Source organism: Rivibacter subsaxonicus, from assembly GCF_004217215.1.
In the GTDB taxonomy this organism is placed as follows: Bacteria; Pseudomonadota; Gammaproteobacteria; order Burkholderiales; family Burkholderiaceae_C; genus Rivibacter; species Rivibacter subsaxonicus.
On sequence record NZ_SHKP01000007.1, the window covers coordinates 276,555 to 293,416 of the forward strand.

15 protein-coding genes and 1 tRNA gene are annotated in these 16,862 nt (G+C 69.1%); 13 read left to right on the forward strand and 3 right to left on the reverse strand.

The features are described 5' to 3' along the window. Positions 1 to 1,005 (forward strand): 4-hydroxythreonine-4-phosphate dehydrogenase PdxA, encoded by a 1,005-nt coding sequence (gene pdxA / locus EV670_RS14565; RefSeq protein WP_130433352.1) that lies wholly within the window; start codon positions 1 to 3, stop codon positions 1,003 to 1,005. On the opposite strand, the gene EV670_RS14570 is transcribed toward pdxA, so the two are convergent. Together EV670_RS14570 and mscL are read right to left on the reverse strand one after the other, a co-directional pair. Beyond that, a complete protein-coding gene (locus EV670_RS14570; protein ID WP_130433354.1) occupies positions 1,002 to 3,650 on the reverse strand; it encodes a DUF1631 family protein in 2,649 nt (882 codons plus the stop codon). The two genes, pdxA and EV670_RS14570, sit on opposite strands and share 4 nt — an antisense overlap. A 61-nt stretch (positions 3,651 to 3,711) precedes the next feature. After that, positions 3,712 to 4,128, reverse strand: a complete 417-nt coding sequence (gene mscL, locus EV670_RS14575; RefSeq protein ID WP_130433356.1) for a large conductance mechanosensitive channel protein MscL — start codon at positions 4,126 to 4,128, stop codon at positions 3,712 to 3,714. 218 nt (positions 4,129 to 4,346) lie between these two features. Between mscL and petA the strand changes: the two genes are divergently transcribed. The 8 genes from petA (at position 4,347) to EV670_RS14615 (ending at position 10,640) form a co-directional block, all read left to right on the forward strand. Continuing rightward, the gene (gene petA / locus EV670_RS14580; RefSeq protein WP_130433358.1) at positions 4,347 to 4,949 is read left to right on the forward strand and encodes a ubiquinol-cytochrome c reductase iron-sulfur subunit; all 603 of its coding nucleotides are present in this window, start codon (positions 4,347 to 4,349) and stop codon (positions 4,947 to 4,949) included. 22 nt (positions 4,950 to 4,971) lie between these two features. Further along, positions 4,972 to 6,375: a cytochrome b gene (locus EV670_RS14585; protein WP_130433360.1), complete on the forward strand. Its 1,404-nt coding sequence runs from the start codon at positions 4,972 to 4,974 to the stop codon at positions 6,373 to 6,375. A 25-nt stretch (positions 6,376 to 6,400) separates the two neighbouring features. Then, positions 6,401 to 7,171, forward strand: a complete 771-nt coding sequence (locus EV670_RS14590) for a cytochrome c1 (RefSeq protein WP_130433819.1) — start codon at positions 6,401 to 6,403, stop codon at positions 7,169 to 7,171. A gap of 114 nt (positions 7,172 to 7,285) precedes the next feature. Then, positions 7,286 to 7,897 carry a glutathione S-transferase N-terminal domain-containing protein gene (locus EV670_RS14595; protein WP_130433362.1) on the forward strand — a complete coding sequence of 204 codons (612 nt, stop codon included), beginning with the start codon at positions 7,286 to 7,288 and terminating at the stop codon, positions 7,895 to 7,897. Positions 7,898 to 7,916: 19 nt separating this feature from the next. After that, positions 7,917 to 8,498 (forward strand): ClpXP protease specificity-enhancing factor, encoded by a 582-nt coding sequence (locus tag EV670_RS14600; RefSeq protein WP_242616983.1) that lies wholly within the window; start codon positions 7,917 to 7,919, stop codon positions 8,496 to 8,498. 50 nt (positions 8,499 to 8,548) lie between these two features. Further along, positions 8,549 to 10,093 carry a phospholipase D family protein gene (locus EV670_RS14605; RefSeq protein ID WP_165393330.1) on the forward strand — a complete coding sequence of 515 codons (1,545 nt, stop codon included), beginning with the start codon at positions 8,549 to 8,551 and terminating at the stop codon, positions 10,091 to 10,093. A 40-nt stretch (positions 10,094 to 10,133) separates the two neighbouring features. Beyond that, a complete protein-coding gene (locus EV670_RS14610; RefSeq protein ID WP_130433366.1) occupies positions 10,134 to 10,475 on the forward strand; it encodes an RT0821/Lpp0805 family surface protein in 342 nt (113 codons plus the stop codon). A gap of 89 nt (positions 10,476 to 10,564) precedes the next feature. Beyond that, positions 10,565 to 10,640 (forward strand) — tRNA-Thr (locus EV670_RS14615). A gap of 36 nt (positions 10,641 to 10,676) precedes the next feature. Here EV670_RS14615 and EV670_RS14620 read toward each other — a convergent pair. After that, positions 10,677 to 10,976, reverse strand: coding sequence for a hypothetical protein (locus EV670_RS14620; protein ID WP_242616984.1), 300 nt, complete (start codon positions 10,974 to 10,976; stop codon positions 10,677 to 10,679). An 86-nt stretch (positions 10,977 to 11,062) separates the two neighbouring features. Here EV670_RS14620 and EV670_RS14625 point away from each other — a divergent pair, with 86 nt between their 5' ends. The 4 genes from EV670_RS14625 to argJ all read left to right on the forward strand — a co-directional run bounded on the left by EV670_RS14625 (position 11,063) and on the right by argJ (position 16,845). Next, positions 11,063 to 12,070 (forward strand): M23 family metallopeptidase, encoded by a 1,008-nt coding sequence (locus tag EV670_RS14625; protein WP_130433368.1) that lies wholly within the window; start codon positions 11,063 to 11,065, stop codon positions 12,068 to 12,070. Positions 12,071 to 12,250: 180 nt separating this feature from the next. Next, a complete protein-coding gene (secA, locus tag EV670_RS14630) occupies positions 12,251 to 15,010 on the forward strand; it encodes a preprotein translocase subunit SecA (RefSeq protein ID WP_130433370.1) in 2,760 nt (919 codons plus the stop codon). Positions 15,011 to 15,020: 10 nt separating this feature from the next. Beyond that, positions 15,021 to 15,590 (forward strand): GNAT family N-acetyltransferase, encoded by a 570-nt coding sequence (locus tag EV670_RS14635; protein ID WP_165393331.1) that lies wholly within the window; start codon positions 15,021 to 15,023, stop codon positions 15,588 to 15,590. 25 nt (positions 15,591 to 15,615) lie between these two features. Continuing rightward, positions 15,616 to 16,845: a bifunctional glutamate N-acetyltransferase/amino-acid acetyltransferase ArgJ gene (gene argJ, locus EV670_RS14640; RefSeq protein ID WP_130433374.1), complete on the forward strand. Its 1,230-nt coding sequence runs from the start codon at positions 15,616 to 15,618 to the stop codon at positions 16,843 to 16,845. Positions 16,846 to 16,862 lie beyond the last annotated feature (17 nt).

The following is a 16,862-nucleotide window of genomic DNA, read 5'->3' on the forward strand; positions in this document are numbered from 1 at the left end:
ATGCTGCAACCGCTGGCCCTGTCGATGGGCGATCCGCTCGGGATCGGCCCCGAGATCCTCGCCTGCGCCTTCGCCCGCAATGCGCTGCCGGGCGGTTACGTGGTCGGCGACCTCGAGGTGATGCGGCGCGCCGCGCGCTGTGTGGCTCCGCACGAGGGTGGCGTGGAGCTACCGGTCGCGCTGATCGAGTCGCCGGCTGATGCGCTGGCCGTGCCCCCTCGCTGCGTGCCGGTGTGGCAGCCACCCGGCCTGCCGCCTGGCCTGGCGCAATTGCCGCTCGGACGCATCGAGGCCGCTGCCGGTGCGGCCGCCGCGGCCTGCATCCGAAGCGCGCTGGCCCAGGTGGTCAGCGGCGCGGCGGCGGCGCTGGTGACCGCGCCGATCCACAAGGAGGCGCTGGCCGCGGCTGGCGAGCCCTATCCCGGCCACACCGAGCTGCTGCAGGCCGAGTGCGGCGGCGCGCCGGTGCGCATGATGCTGGCCAACGACGAGTTGCGCGTGGTGCTGGTCAGCATCCATGTCTCGCTGCGCGACGCGATCGCCGCCGTGACGCAGCCGGCGGTGCTGCAGACGATCCGGATTGCCGACGCCGCGCTGCGCCGCGCCGGTATCGAGGCGCCGCGCATCGCGGTGGCCGGGCTCAATCCGCACGCCGGCGAGGGCGGCTTGTTTGGCAGCGAGGAACGCGAGCAGATCGCGCCGGCCGTCGCCGCGGCGCGCGCGGCCGGCATCGATGCCAGCGGCCCGCATGCGCCGGACACGGTCTTCATGCACGCCCGCACCGGTGCCTTCGATGCGGTGGTCGCGATGTACCACGACCAGGGCCTGATCCCGGTCAAGTACCTCGGGCTGGAGCAGGGCGTCAACGTCACGCTCGGACTGCCGGTGGTGCGCACCAGCCCCGACCATGGCACCGCCTTCGATATCGCCGGTCGCGGCACGGCCGATCCGGCCAGCCTGATCGCCGCCGCGCGCATGGCGCGGCGACTGGCTGACGCAGCCTAACGCGTCGTCGGCGCGCCGATCTGGGCCAGCTGGCGGCGTGCGCGCATCGTCGCGCGCTCGATCAGCTCGGCCTGCTCGTAGGCGCGGAAGCGCTCGGTCTCGCACATGCGGGCCAGCATGCGGGCGGTCATCGAGATGGTCTTCTGGTTGGCCTTGCCATGCGTGAAGACGAAGAAGGCGCGGCCCGGGCTGGCCCATGACAGCCGCACCCGCTGCCAGCTGCCGTTGAGGTGCATGCGATAGGCGATGCCGGTCTGCAGATGCTCCATCAGGCCGACGCCGTGGGTCGGCGGCGCGCCCTCGGCGAGCGGGCCGTCGAGCACGATGTCGATCTCGGCGCTGCCGGGCGAGCCGGGCTCGCCGAGGTCGATGTCGACCTCGCCGGTCCAGTCGACCGCGCTTTCCTCGACCAGGCCGACCTGCTGCGCCTCTTCCGCCGAGAAGGCCAGCGGTGCCGCATGCGCCTCGGGCGGCGGCAGATCGGTCGCGGCCACGCCCGGCTGGACCGCGGCCAGGTCCTGCGGCTTCGGGATCGGCACCGCCGCCAGCGCCTCGAGCTGCTGCTGCAGCGCCTCGATCGCCGACGGCGCCGACGGCGCCTGCTTCAGCGATTCGGCGTGCGTGGGCAGCAACTTGGCATAGAAATCCTTCTTGGCCTCCTCGGGCCAGCGGATCAGCGCCATGCCCTCGTTGAGGTCCTTCATCAGCTGCGGCAGCTTCAGCAGGAAGGCGCGGCGCAGCGCGGGCTCGCCCTTGGGCTGGACGCTGAGCACCAGTTCCGAGGCGACGCGCTCGATGCGCGTGGCCAGCTCCGGGTTGCCCTTGGGCCCGTTGACCAGCACGACCACCTGGCTCCAGACCTGGGCCAGGAAGTTGCGCAGGAACTCGGGTGCCGGCAGACCGGTCAGGCGCTGCTGCAGCTCGCGCATGTAGCGTTGCTGGATGCGCAGCTCGGTCTCGCGATCGTCGAGCAGCTGGGCGGCGGCGGCGTGCGGCCCGGCGTCCTTGGAGCTCTGCTCGGCCAGCAGCGTCTCGAGCGCCTGCAGCTTGGACTCGTAGAGCTCCATCTGGTCGAAGTCGCCTTCGACGATCTGCTGCACCAGTTCGCGCACGCGCTCGAGGAAGACCTTGCCCGGGCCTTCGTCGAAGTCCTCGTAGGCCGCGGCCAGCGTGGCGATGCGGTTGACGAAGCGCCGCACCGGATGCTTGCGCGAGCTGAAGAAGCCGACGTCCTTGAGCGCCGCGCGCAGCACCGGCATCTGCAGCCGGGCGATCTGGCGCGCCATCTGCGGCGCGACCTTGCTGTCCGACAGAACCTGGTCGAACATCGTCGCGACGACGTCGATCACGAGCTGGTCGAGGGTGCCGCTGGAGGCGCGGATCAACTCCTCGCGATGCGCGCGGATCATGTTGACGGCCATCAGGCCCGGCAGGCCGGCATTGCCGCCGCCCATGCCGCTGCCCAGTTGCGCCGGCATCGACAGCCCCGCGCCGCCATGGCTCGCGGCGGGCAGGCCAAAGCCCTGAGCGGCGCCCGCCATGCTGCCGACACCATGGCCGCCGGCGGTGCCGAAGCCCAGCGTGGCGCGCGACGAGGTGCTGTGCGGCAGGCCGAGCCCGGTGTCCGCGGCGAGCGAGCCGAGCGCGGCCAGGCGCCGGATCACGTCGACCACCTGTGCGTCGCTGGCGACGCCACCCATGCCAGCGCCACCGTGGCCACGCGCGTCGAAGCCCGAGTGGCTGGACGCGCCGCCCGGCTGCCCGCCTCCGTAGCCGCCACCCGCGCCGCCACCGCCGCTGAGCGGCCGATGGCCGCTGGCCGGCGGCTCGGCGCTGCCGCCACCACCCATCGACGGCACCGCGATGCCGAAGATCGAACTCAGCGCGTGCAGTGCCTGCGCGGTGTCGCGCGCGGAGCTCTGGTAGCCCGAGCCGGTGACGGCGCCGGAGCCGGTCGCCATGTAGCCACCACCGCGCACCGAGTCGCGTGCCAGGTCGTTGCCGGGACCCTCGACCGTGCGCAGCGCCAGGTCGACCGGCTCGACGCCACGCGCCTTGAGGTCATCGATGATGGCCCGGTAGCAGGGGCGCATCAGCGGCGACAGCGTGTGGCCGAGCTCGCGCAGTAGCAGGCGACGGACGTCGGCATCGCGGCTGGCTACATCCATCGCGCGAAACAGCGCGCGCCCGATGATCTCGGGCCGCAGCGGATTGCGCTCGTGGTCGGGGCGACCGAAGGCGAGCAGCGAGCCGACCAGGCTGTCGAGCTCGCGCAGCTCCCACTCGCAGTCCTGCTCGATCTCCGAGGACAGCCGGTGCGCGGTGACGCGCTCGTCCTCGCTGTGGTCGTCGACCAGGCTCAGCGCCTCGAAGGTGGTGCTGGCCAGCGAGCGCGTGCTGTTGAGCGGGCGCGACTCGCTGTTGATGGTGTCGCGCAGCGTCTGGCTGAACTGCAGGTTGAAGCCGCCGACATTGATCTGCCAGTCCATCTGGGCGCGCCCGACCTCCATGCGCGGCAGGCGCTTGCACAGCTCGGTGGCCGGCGGCGCGAGCTGCTCGAGCAGGCGCTGCCCGGCCGCGCCGACGGCGGACTGGATCAGCAGCGCCGCGGCCTGCAGCGCATTCTGGGCAATCAGTGGGTTCACGGCGCCAACGACATTCGACGAGGGGGCTGCGGGCCGCGCTCCGCAGCACGCCAGCCCCGCATTATTTCTTTACGGCCAGCGCGTCGCGGATCTCGCGCAGCAGCAGCACGTCTTCGGCCGGTTCCGCTGGTGGCGCGGGTGGTTCGGCGCGCTTGAGCCGGTTGATCTGCTTGACCATCATGAAGATGATGAAGGCCAGGATGACGAAGTTGATCGCCACCGTGATGAAGCTGCCGTAGGCGAGCACCGCGCCGCCCTTGCGCGCCGCTTCGAGCGTGGTCTCGGTCTGTCCGGCGAGCGGGATGAAGTAGTTGGAATAGTCGAGGCCGCCGACGATCCTGGTGACCAGCGGCATGATGACGTCGCTGACCAGGGAATCGACGATCTTGCCGAAGGCGCCACCGATGATGACGGCGACCGCGAGGTCGACCACGTTGCCCTTGACGGCGAACTCCCTGAACTCGGTCATGAATCCCATGCTGGCTCCTGCGCGCGCAAACGATCTTCCGGCCGAGATGGCGCGGACCGGTCGAGTATTCCAGCGCGGGTCGCCAAGTCAAGCGGCGTGCTGTTGCCAATCGCGTCCGAGCGGCGGCCGAGTCACGATTACGCGGCGCGCCGGTCGAACCCGCCTTGGCGTCCATTAGAATCGCGGGTTGCCCCTGACTACGAAGCCAGTTCGAAGGATCCCGCCTCATGAGTGAACAGCAACTCGACCCGTCAAAGCGTACGTGGCTGATCGCAACAACCTGTGCCGGTGTCGCCGGCGGGGCGGTGGTCGCGGTGCCCTTTGTCAGTACCTTCGCGCCGTCCGAGCGCGCCCGCGCCGCCGGTGCACCGGTCGAGGCCGACATCAGTGGCCTCAAGGCGGGCGAGATGATGACGGTCGAGTGGCGCGGCAAGCCGGTCTGGATCGTGCGCCGCACGCCGGAGCAGCTCGAATCGCTGAACAAGACCGAGAACCTGGTGGCCGACCCGCGCTCCGAGCGCAAGGCCTCCGAGGTCACGCCGATGCCCGAGACGCGCAACCAGCATCGCTCGATCAAGCCCGAGGTTTTCGTCACGGTCGGCATCTGCTCGCACCTGGGCTGCTCGCCGAGCGAGCGCTTCACGCCTGGCGCGCAACCCTCGCTGCCGGGCGACTGGCAGGGCGGCTTCCTGTGCCCCTGCCACGGCTCGACCTTCGACATGGCGGGCCGGGTGTTCAAGAACAAGCCGGCGCCTGACAACCTCGAGGTTCCGCCCCACACCTTCCTCTCCGACAGCCGCTTGCTGATCGGTGAAGCGAAGAAGGCCTGATCGAGCGGAGCAGAGGACCATCATGGCTGATTTCAAGGAACTCCCCGCCGACGCACCGACCTCGGAAAAGGTGACGGTGTGGTTCGAGAACCGGTTCCCGACCGCGTTCGACGAGTACAAGAAGCACCTGACCGAGTACTACGCGCCGAAGAACTTCAACTTCTGGTACTTCTTCGGTTCGCTGGCGCTGCTGGTTCTGGTGATCCAGATCGTCACCGGCATCTTCCTGGTGATGAACTACAAGCCCGACGCGGCGATGGCTTTCGCCTCGGTCGAGTACATCATGCGCGACGTGCCCTGGGGCTGGTTGGTGCGCTACATGCACTCGACCGGCGCCAGCGCGTTCTTCGTCGTCATCTACCTGCACATGTTCCGCGGGCTGATGTACGGCTCGTACCGCAAGCCGCGCGAACTGGTCTGGATCTTCGGCTGCCTGATCTTCCTGTGCCTGATGGCCGAGGCCTTCATGGGCTACCTGCTGCCCTGGGGCCAGATGAGCTACTGGGGCGCGCAGGTGATCGTCAACCTGTTCGCCGCCGTGCCCTTCATCGGCCCCGACCTCGCGCTGCTGATCCGCGGCGACTACGTCGTCTCCGACGCCACGCTGAACCGCTTCTTCGCGTTTCACGTGATCGCGCTGCCGCTGGTGCTGATCGGCCTGGTCGTCGCGCACTTGCTGGCGCTGCACGACGTCGGCTCGAACAATCCCGACGGCATCGAGATCAAGGCCAAGAAGGACGCCAACGGCAAGCCGCTCGACGGCATCCCGTTCCATCCGTACTACACGGTGCACGACCTGGTCGGCGTCGGCGTGTTCCTGATGATCTTCACCGCGGTGATCTTCTTCGCGCCGGAACTCGGCGGCTACTTCCTCGAGTACAACAACTTCATTCCGGCCGACCCGCTGAAGACCCCCGCGCACATCGCGCCGGTCTGGTACTTCACGCCCTTCTACTCGATGCTGCGCGCGACCACCGACGTGATGGTCAACGTGCTGGCCGTGCTGACCGGCATCGGCGCGCTGCTGGCCATCGTGCGCGGCGGCTTCGGCGGCAAGGGCAAGGCGGCCATCGCGATCGGTGCGATCGTCGCGATCGCGCTACTCAAGGTGTTCGAGGCCAAGTTCTGGGGCGTGGTCGTGATGGGCGGCGCCGTCATCATCCTGTTCTTCCTGCCCTGGCTCGACCGCAGCCCGGTCAAGTCGATCCGCTATCGGCCGGGCTGGCACAAGATCGTCTATGGCGTGTTCGTGCTGTTCTTCGTCGTGCTCGGCTACCTCGGCATCCAGCCGCCGTCGCCGACCGGTGAACTGGTTGCCCAGATCGGCACCCTGGTCTACTTCGGCTTCTTCCTGCTGATGCCGTGGTGGACGCGTCTGGGCGAGTTCAAGCCGGTCCCCGACCGCGTGACCTTCGCCGCCCACTGACGAGCCGCTGGAGCACAACAACATGATCAAGAAACTGATTGCCGGCCTGCTCGCGGCCTTTGCCCTGGTCGGTGCGGTGCGCGCCGCCGAAGGTGGCATCGAGTGGGACCGTTTCCCCCAGGCCAAGCTCAACGACATGGCGGCGCTGCAGAACGGCGCGCGCCTGTTCGTCAACCACTGCCTGAACTGCCACTCGGCGGCCTACATGCGCTTCAATCGCCTCGGCGATATCGGGCTGAGCGACCAGCAGATCAAGGACAACCTCATGTTCACGACCGACAGGGTCGGCGAGACCATGAAGGCCAGCATCGATCCGAAGCAGGCCAAGGAATGGTTCGGTGGCGTGCCGCCCGACCTGACCGTGATCGCCCGCTCGCGCGCCGCGGCCGGCAAGGGCAGTGGCTCCGACTACCTCTACACCTTCCTGCGCACCTTCTATCGCGACGACACCAAGGCCACCGGCTGGAACAACCTGGCGTTCCCGAGCGTCGGCATGCCGCATGTGCTGTGGGAACTGCAGGGCCAGCGCAGTGCGCGCTTCGTCGAGGCCAAGGATGCGCACGACCCGAACCTCACGGTGCATCGCTTCGACGGCTTCGAGCAACTCACGCCGGGCCAGCTCTCGCCGCTCGAGTTCGACGAGGCGATCGGCGACCTGGTCGCCTACCTCACGTGGATGGCGGAGCCGGCCCAGGGCCAGCGCGTGCGCGTCGGCGTCTGGGTGCTGATCTTCCTGGCCTTCTTCACGCTGATCGCGTGGCGCCTGAACGCCGCGTACTGGAAAGACATCAAGTAACGAGCCACGCGCCAGGCCCCGTGGGGCCGGCGCCGTGCGGAGCGGGCTGCAAGGCACCCGCTCCGTTTTGCATTTTGTAGCCCGAGCCCAAGCTCAACACAGGAGCCCGCCGCCATGATGGTGCTTTACTCCGGAACGACCGACCCCTACTCGCACCGCTGCCGCTTCGTGTTGTTCGAGAAGGGCATGGACTTCGAGATCCGCGACGTGGATCTCTTCGCCAAGCCCGAAGACATCGCGCTGATGAACCCGTACAACGAGGTGCCGATCCTGGTCGAACGCGACCTGATCCTGTACGAGTCGCACATCATCAACGAGTACATCGACGAGCGCTTCCCGCACCCGCAGCTGATGCCGGGCGACCCGGTCGCACGCGCCCGCGTGCGCCTGTTCCTCTTCAACTTCGAGAAGGAACTGTTCGCCCACGTCAACGTGCTCGAGGGTCGCGGCATCAAGGCCACCGACAAGCTGCTCGAGAAGGCACGCAGCCAGATCCGCGACCGCCTCACGCAGCTGGCGCCGATCTTCCTGAAGAACAAGTACATGCTCGGCGACGACTTCTCGATGCTCGACGTCGCGATCGCGCCGCTGCTGTGGCGCCTCGACTACTACGGCATCGACCTGTCGAAGAACGCGCTGCCGCTGCTTAAGTACGCCGAGCGCATCTTCTCGCGCCCGGCCTACATCGAGGCGCTGACGCCGTCCGAGAAGGTGATGCGCAAGTAATGCAGTCGCCGGTGATCGCATGACCAACTCGGTGATGCCGCCGCCCGAGGCGCAAGGCACCTCGACGCGGCCGTACCTGATCCGTGCGCTGCACGACTGGTGCACCGACAACGGCTTCACGCCGTACCTGGCGGTCTACGTGGACGCCAGCGTCAAGGTGCCGCTCGAGTACGTGAAGAACAACGAGATCGTGCTCAACACCAGCTTCGACGCGACCAGCGGCCTGCAGCTGGGCAATGATTTCGTCAGCTTCAAGGCTCGCTTCGGCGGCGTGCCGCGCGAGATCGTGGTCCCGATCGATCACGTGATCGCCATTTACGCCCGCGAGAACGGCCAGGGCATGGCCTTTCCGGCGCCGACCGATGCCGCCACCACCGCGCCAACCGGTCCGCAGCCGGTCGCTGCGGCGCCGGCGGCCGAGGCCGCAACCGATGGGCGTCCGGCAACGCCGGCTCGCGCCGGTGGTGGCGGCCTGCGGTTGGCCACGCCACCTGCGGCAGCCGAGGTGCCCGAGCCGTCCGCGGCGCCTGCCGACGAGCCGCCCGAGCCACCCGAACCACCGGGTGGTGGCTCGCGGCCGACGCTCAAACGCGTCAAGTAGCTGCCGGGGCGAGGCGTGGCAGCGTGTTGCGGATGCCTCGCCTGCCCGCCTTGCTCCGTCATTCGCTGCCGGCCGTTGCGCTGGCCGGCTCGCTGATCGTGGGCTGCGCCGGCCTGCCGCCGCGCACCCCCGATCCGCCTTCCGAGGTGGCGGCGGTCGAGACGGCGCCCGAGGCCTCGCCGGCACGGGCACTGGAGGCACCGGCCGCCGACGAGGCCAGGGCTTCGCGCGTGCTCGCACTCGATGACGGGCTCGACGCCTTCGTCGCGCGGGTGGCGCTGGTCAGGCTGGCGAAGTCGCGCCTGGACCTGCAGTACTACATCTGGCGCGACGACGTCACCGGCGGCCTGCTCTGGCACGAACTGCTGCAGGCGGCCGATCGCGGGGTGCGGGTGCGGGCCTTGCTCGACGACCTGAACCAGCCCGGCGACGAACTGCTGGCTGCGCTCGACGCGCATCCGAATCTCGAGCTTCGGCTGTTCAACCCCTTTGCCCACCGCAACGCGCGCTGGATCGACGGTCTCACCGACTTCGGTCGCATCAATCGGCGCATGCACAACAAGCTGGTGCTGGCCGACGGCCGGCTCGCGATCACCGGTGGCCGCAACGTCGGCGACGACTACTTCGGCGCCGATCCCGACCTGGCCTTTGCCGACCTGGACGCGCTGCTCGCCGGCGCGGTGCTGCCCGAGTTCCAGGCCAACTTCGATGCCTTCTGGCACAGCCCGCACAGCTATCCGCTGGCGGCGCTTGGCCTGCCGGCGGCCGCGGCCGAGGCGCTCGCGGGGCAGCGGGAGCGGCTGGAGAAGCTGGCCGCATCGCCGGAAGCCGCACGCTACGTGGCTGCGTTGCAGCAGGCGCCACTGGCGGTGGCGCTGCGCGAGCGCGACGCGCGGGCCCTGGAGCGGGCGCCGGTCAGCGCCGTCAACGACCGGCCCGACAAGATCGACCAGCGGCCCGACCGGGCGCTGGCCGCCGGCATGCTGCCGCGCCTGATCGGCGCGCTCAAGCCCTTCGAGCGCGAGCTGTGCATTGTCTCGCCGTACTTCGTGCCGGGCGAGACCGGCGTCGCCGAACTCGCTCGCCTGGTCGGCTCGGGCGTGCGGGTGCGCGTGCTGACCAACTCGCTGGCGGCCACCGACGTGGCCGCGGTGCATGCGGCCTATGCGCCGTACCGGCGAGCGCTGCTGGCGGCCGGGGTCGAACTGTGGGAACTGCGACCCGACGCCGATCGTGGCCCGGCGTTGCAGCGTCCACGCACGCTCGGCGGTTCGTCGCGCGCCAGCCTGCACGCCAAGACCATCGCGGTCGACTCGGAGCGCGTCTTCGTGGGCTCCTTCAATCTCGACCCGCGCTCGGCGATGCTCAACACCGAGGGGGGCGCGGTGATCGAGGCGCGCGCCCCGGCCGCGCGCCTGTGCCGCTGGTTCGACGAGCAGGCGCCAAAGCAGGCCTGGCGCCTGCAACTGGCGACCGACGGCGGCCTCGAATGGGTCGGGCCCGACGCCGGCTACCGCAGTGATCCGCAGGCCGGCTGGTGGCGGCGCGCGCTCAGCCGCGTGCTGTCCTGGCTGCCGATCGAGGGCATGATGTAGCGCCTGCCGCGTCGGGAGCGCGCGTATCCGGAGAACCGCCATGTTCAAGCCACGTCATGCGATTTCGCTTCTGCTGCTTCTGCCGCCGCTGCTGGCCGTCGCCGGCAACTACAGCTTCATGGCCGATACGCCGATCTCGCGCTTCAACGATGCCGACCGTGCGTTGTACAAGGCGGCGATCGACAAGGCGCTGACAACCGACGCGCTCGGCCAGCCGGTCGAATGGAAGAACGACAAGACCGGCAGCAGCGGCAGCGTCACGCCGAAGGCGGCAGATGGTGAATGCCGGCTGCTGGCAGTCAGCACGCGCCACGCGGCGCTGCACAACGAGGGTGAGCACAAGCTCTGCCGGGTCAACGGCAAGTGGAAAGTCGCCAAATAGGGTGCTCGCGGGCGCGGCCTGCCGCTGGAGTCGAGGCTACAGCCGGTGACAAGTCCGTGACGGGCCCGCGCCTACAATTCCTGGCTCGCGCCGGCTTAGCTCAGTTGGTAGAGCAACTGTCTTGTAAACAGTAGGTCATCCGTTCGATTCGGATAGCCGGCACCAACCGCCACCTGCGCCGCGCCTTGCGCGCCGCGACATTCAACCGGCCTGGACCTTGATGCGGATCACCGCCGGCAACAGCCCGGCCTCCTTCAACGCGGCCTCGAGCCGCGGTTGCCAGTGACGCAGCTTGGCCGCCACCGGCGGGCTGGAGGCGAGCAGCACCCAGTTGCCGCTTTCGGCGTCGACCGGGCCGGCGCTGACGGCCCTCGCCAGCGGCGCGGGCAGCAACGGCCGCACGACGTCGAGCCGGGCCCGCGAGGCGGCGAGCATCGAGGCCAGGTGGGCCAGGGGCGCGCTGCGCCGCATCGCCTCGTCGAGGCTGAGCGGGGCGGGCACGGACGGGCCCTCGGCGGGGCTGCGGACGGGAGGCCTCATCGGCACGGGCGGCAGGGTGAAACGCGATCGGCCATGGAGCAGACCAGATGCAGATCATTGTGACCCACGAAGGCGCGGCGTCGGCCCGCGTCATGCAGTTCAGCCCGGCTCAGATGGCGCTCGCGGCGGTGGCGCTGCTGCTGTTCCTGCTGTCCATCTCGGGAGCGGTCTATCACTTCGTGTTCCTCAAGGCCGCGCGCGAGGGCTGGCCCGTGGTGAGCCAGATCGTGCGCCTGGTGGTGCGCGACGAGATCGCCCAGCGCGACCGCGTGATGCGCGACAACCTCGACGCCATGGCGCAGCGGGTCGGCGAGATGCAGGGCAAGCTGCTGAAGCTCGAGGCCGTGGGCGAGCGCGCCGCGGCGATGGCCGGCCTCAAGGCCGAGGACCTGCGCGGCATCGACCGCGTACCCGCACCGGCCGCGCCGGCGTCGGCGGCCGCGGCGCGCGCCGGCAACAGTGGCGGTGTCTACCTGCCGGCCGAGCCGCCGCTGGTGGCGGCCGGCGGTGCGGTGTCGGCGGCGGCACTGGAGCGCGCGCTCGAGAGCTTCGAGGCCCGCGCCGACTGGCAGGCCGACCTGTGGACGCTGGTCGAATCGCGCCTGCTCGAGAAGCGGCTGCGCGGCATGATGGTGCCGAGCATCGCGCCGGTCGACACCACGGTCGGCTCCGGCTTCGGCTTCCGGCTCGATCCCTTCACCGGCCGCAGTGCGCTGCATACCGGCCTCGACTTCCCGGCCGATTCCGGCACCCAGATCATGGCCGCGGCCGGCGGCGTGGTCGTGCGCGCCGAACCGCACGCCCAGTACGGTCTCACCGTCGAGCTCGACCACGGCGGCGGCCTGCTGACCCGCTACGCGCACGCCTCCAAGACCCTGGTCAAGGTCGGCGACCTGGTGCGACGCTCGCAGCCGATCGCCGAGGTCGGCAGCTCCGGCCGCTCGACCGGGCCGCATCTGCACTTCGAAGTGCTGGTCGAGGGCGTGCCGCAGGACCCGGCGCGCTTCCTGGCCCAGAACGCGGCGCCGGCGGCGGGCTCCTCGCGCCGGCGCTAGCGCTACCCGGCGGCGACCGGCTCGCGCACACCCGCTCGGTTAAACTGCAGGGTTTGATTCGGCAGCCGCGTCCCCATCTGGAAGGGAACCCTCGGCTGCCAGCCGGACGAAGCGCTCGTCCGGCCGACCGGCTCCTCATGCTCGGCCCCGCGCCGCCCCCAATTTCTGCTGCCGCGTCCCATGCTGCCCTCGCTTCTCACTTCGATCTTCGGTAGCCGCAACGAGCGCCTGCTCAAGCAGTTGCGCGCCTCCGTCGCCAAGATCAACGCGCTCGAACCCAGGTTCGAACAACTCTCCGACGACGAGCTGCGCGCCAAGACCGAGGAGTTCAAGCAGCGCCACGCCAAGGGCGAGAGCCTGGATGCGCTGCTGCCCGAGGCCTTTGCCGTGGTGCGCGAGGGTGGCAAGCGGGCGCTCAAGATGCGCCACTTCGACGTGCAGCTGATCGGCGGCATGGCGCTGCACAACCGCAAGATCACCGAAATGCGCACCGGCGAGGGCAAGACCCTGGTCGCGACGCTGCCGGTGTACCTGAACGCGCTGACGGGCAACGGCGTGCACGTGGTCACGGTCAACGACTACCTGGCCCGGCGCGACGCCGAGTGGATGGGCAAGCTCTACGGCTTCCTCGGCATGACGGTCGGTGTCAACGTGCCGGGCATGGGGCGCGAGGAGAAGCAGGCCGCCTACCGCGCCGATATCACCTACGGCACCAACAACGAGTTCGGCTTCGACTATCTGCGCGACAACATGGTCTACGAGGTCGAGGACCGCGTGCAGCGCGGCCTGGCCTTCGCGATCGTCGACGAGGTCGACTCGATCCTGATCGACGAGGCGCGCACGCCGCTGATCATCAGCGGCCAGGCCGAGGACCAGACCGAGCTCTATCTCAAGATCAACGCGGTCGTGCCGCACCTCAAGAAGCAGATAGGCGAGGCCGACACCCGCACCGGCGAGGGCGTGATCGACCCGGGCGACTTCACTGCCGACGAGAAGACGCACCAGGTCTACCTGACCGAGGCCGGCCACGAGAACGCCGAGGGACTGCTGACCCAGGCCGGGCTGCTGCCCGAGGGCGCCAGCCTCTACGACGCCGCCTACATCACGCTGGTGCACCACCTGTACGCGTCGCTGCGCGCGCACCACCTGTTCCACAAGGACCAGCATTACGTGGTGCAGAACGGCGAGGTGATCATCGTCGACGAGTTCACCGGCCGCCTGATGACGGGCCGCCGCTGGAGCGACGGCCTGCACCAGGCCACCGAGGCCAAGGAAGGCGTCGCGATCCAGGCCGAGAACCAGACCCTGGCCTCGATCACCTTCCAGAACTACTTCCGCATGTACGGCAAGCTGGCCGGCATGACCGGCACCGCCGACACCGAGGCCTACGAGTTCCAGGAGATCTACGGCCTCGAGACCGTGGTGATCCCGCCCAACAAGCCGACCCAGCGCCGCGACGAGCTCGACCTGGTCTACAAGACCTCGAAGGAGCGCTACGCCGCGGCGGTGGCCGACATCCGCGATTGCCACGAGCGCGGCCAGCCGGTGCTGGTCGGCACCACCTCGATCGAGAACTCGGAGCTGATCGCCCAGCTGCTCGAGCAGGCCAAGCTGCCACACCAGGTGCTCAACGCCAAGCAGCATGCACGCGAGGCCGAGATCATTGCCCAGGCCGGCCGGCCGGGCGTGATCACGATCGCCACTAACATGGCGGGTCGGGGAACCGACATCGTGCTCGGCGGCAACGTCGAGAAGCAGGTCCAGCTGATCGAGGCCGACGACAGCATCGCGCTTCAGGACAAGATCGTCCGCATCGCCAAGCTGCAGGGCGAATGGGCCGGGCTGAACCAGCAGGTCAAGTCGCTCGGCGGGCTGCGCATCGTCGCCACCGAGCGCCATGAGAGTCGTCGCATCGACAACCAGTTGCGCGGCCGCTCGGGCCGCCAGGGCGATCCGGGCAGTTCGCGCTTCTACCTTTCGCTGGAAGACCCGCTGATGCGCATCTTCGCCGGCGACCGCGTCAAGGCGATCATGGAGCGGCTGAAGATGCCCGATGGCGAGGCGATCGAGGCCGGCATCGTGACGCGCAGCATCGAGAGCGCGCAGCGCAAGGTCGAGGCGCGCAACTTCGACATCCGCAAGCAGCTGCTCGAGTACGACGACGTCAGCAACGACCAGCGCAAGGTCATCTACGCCCAGCGCAACGAGATCCTCGAGCAGAAGGACATCGGCGAGCAGATCGCCCACCTGCGTCGCGGCTGCATGGAAGATGTGGTGCGCACCTACGTGCCGGCCGAAAGCGTCGAGGAACAGTGGGATATCCCGGCGCTCGAGAAGACGCTGGCCGAGGAGTGGATGCTCGAGCTGCCGCTCAAGGCCAAGATCGAGAAGAGCGAATCGATCACCGACGACGAGATCGTCGAGACGGTGGCCGTGGCGGCCTCGGTCAGCTACAACGCCAAGGTCGAGACCGCCGGCCGCGACCAGTTCGCAAGCTTCGAGCGCATGGTGCTGCTGCAGTCGATGGACACGCACTGGCGCGAGCATCTTTCGGCGCTCGACTACCTGCGCCAGGGCATCCACCTGCGCGGCTACGCGCAGAAGAACCCGAAGCAGGAATACAAGCGCGAGGCCTTCGAGCTCTTCTCGCAGCTGCTCGACGTGGTCAAGCTCAACGTCACCAAGCTGCTGATGACGGTGCGCGTGCGCAGCGAGGAAGAGATCGCGCAGGCGGCCGAGGCCATCGAGGAGAAGGCCGAGCAGATCGCCAACGTGACCTACATCCATCCCAACGAGGACGGCTCGGTCTCGCAGGACACCGACCCCGCCACGCTGGTGGCCAAGTCGATGGCGGGCGACGTGCCGCGCGTGGGTCGCAACGATCCCTGCCCCTGCGGCAGCGGCAAGAAGTACAAGCTCTGCCACGGCAAGCTGGCCTGAAGCGGCCGATGTGAACGCGCAGGACCTGATCGGTGCCCCGCGCGAGTTGCAGACACCGCGCTTGCTGCTGCGTGCGCCGCGGCAGGACTTCGCGGCCGCCTTCGTCGAGAGCCTGAACCGGTCCTTGCCCGGCCTGCGCTGGATCGGCTGGGGCCAGTCGGCACAGACCGTCGAATGGGGTCGCGCGTTCATGGACAAGGGCCTCGCCTTCGTCGAGCGCGGCGACGGCCTGATCTTCTATGTCTTCGAGAAGGCGGACGGCGCCTACGTCGGCCGGATCGACCTGCACAGCTGGGATTTCGAGGCGCCGCGCTGCGAGGTCGGCTACGTCGGCGATGTGCGCAGCGCTGGCCGAGGGCTGATGCGCGAGGCGGTGCTCGCCTGCGTCGATCTGGCCTTCGCGCTTGGCGCCGCCCGCGTGCAGGCGCTCAGCGACGCCGGCAACGACGCGGCCTTGCGCTTTGTCGAGCAGGCTCTGGGCTTCACGCGTGAGGGCGTGCTTCGCTTCTACGAGCGCGACGCGCAGGGCCGGCTCGGCGAGCAGCTGATGTTCGCTGCCTACAATCCGGCGGCGCATTGAACAGCAGCAGGAAGTAGCGACCGCCATGCCCGTGAATCTGCAAGCACCCAAGGCCGAAGACCTGCACCCGGTGCCCGGCGTCGAGCTCGGCATCGCGATGGCCGGCGTGCGCAAGGCCAACCGGCGCGACCTGATGGTGCTGCGTCTGGCCGAAGGCTCGGCGGTGGCCGGCGTGTTCACGCAGAACCGCTTCTGCGCGGCACCGGTGCAGCTGTGCCGCAGTCATCTGCAGGGCGGCATGCCGATTCGCGCGCTGCTGGTCAACACCGGCAACGCCAACGCCGGCACCGGCGAAGACGGCCTGGCGCGCGCGCGCGCCACCTGCATCGCGCTGGCGCAACATCTCAAGGTCACGCCCGCGCAGGTGCTGCCGTTCTCGACCGGCGTGATCATGGAGACGCTGCCGGTCGATCGCATCGAGGCCGGGCTGCCGGCGGCGATCGCCGACCTCAAGCTCGCCAACTGGGCGCATGCGGCCGAGGCCATCATGACCACCGACACGCTGCCGAAGGCGGCCTCGCGCCAGATCACGATCGGTGGTGCGCGGGTCACCATCACCGGCATCGCCAAGGGCGCCGGCATGATCCGGCCGAACATGGCGACGATGCTCGGCTTCGTCGCCACCGACGCCAACATCGCGCCGGCGGCGCTGCAGGCGCTGGTGCGCGAGGCGGCCGACGCCTCCTTCAACCGCATCACGATCGACGGCGACACCTCGACCAACGACAGTTTCTTGCTGATCGCCAGCCGACGTGCTGCGCACGCCGAGATCGCCAGCCTCGATTCGGCCGAAGGTCGCGCGCTGCGCGAGGCGGTGATCGCGGTCTCGCAGCAACTGGCGCAGGCGATCGTGCGTGACGGGGAGGGCGCCACCAAGTTCATCAGCGTTGAGGTCGAGGGCGGTCGCGACGAGCACGAATGCCGCCAGGCGGCCTATGCGATCGCCCATTCGCCGCTGGTGAAGACGGCGTTCTTTGCCAGCGATCCGAACCTGGGCCGCATCCTCGCGGCGGTGGGCTATGCCGGCATCGGCGACCTCGACCAGTCGCTGATCGACCTGTGGCTCGACGATGTCCACGTCGCCACGCGTGGCGGTCGACATCCGGCCTATCGCGAGGAGGATGGCCAGCGGGTGATGAAGCAGAGCGAGATCACGGTGCGGGTCGGGCTTGGCCGGGGTGCTGCGTCGACGACCGTGTGGACCTGCGACCTGAGCCACGACTACGTGTCGATCAACGCGGACTACCGGAGCTGAGTTTTCTTCGGCGGCCG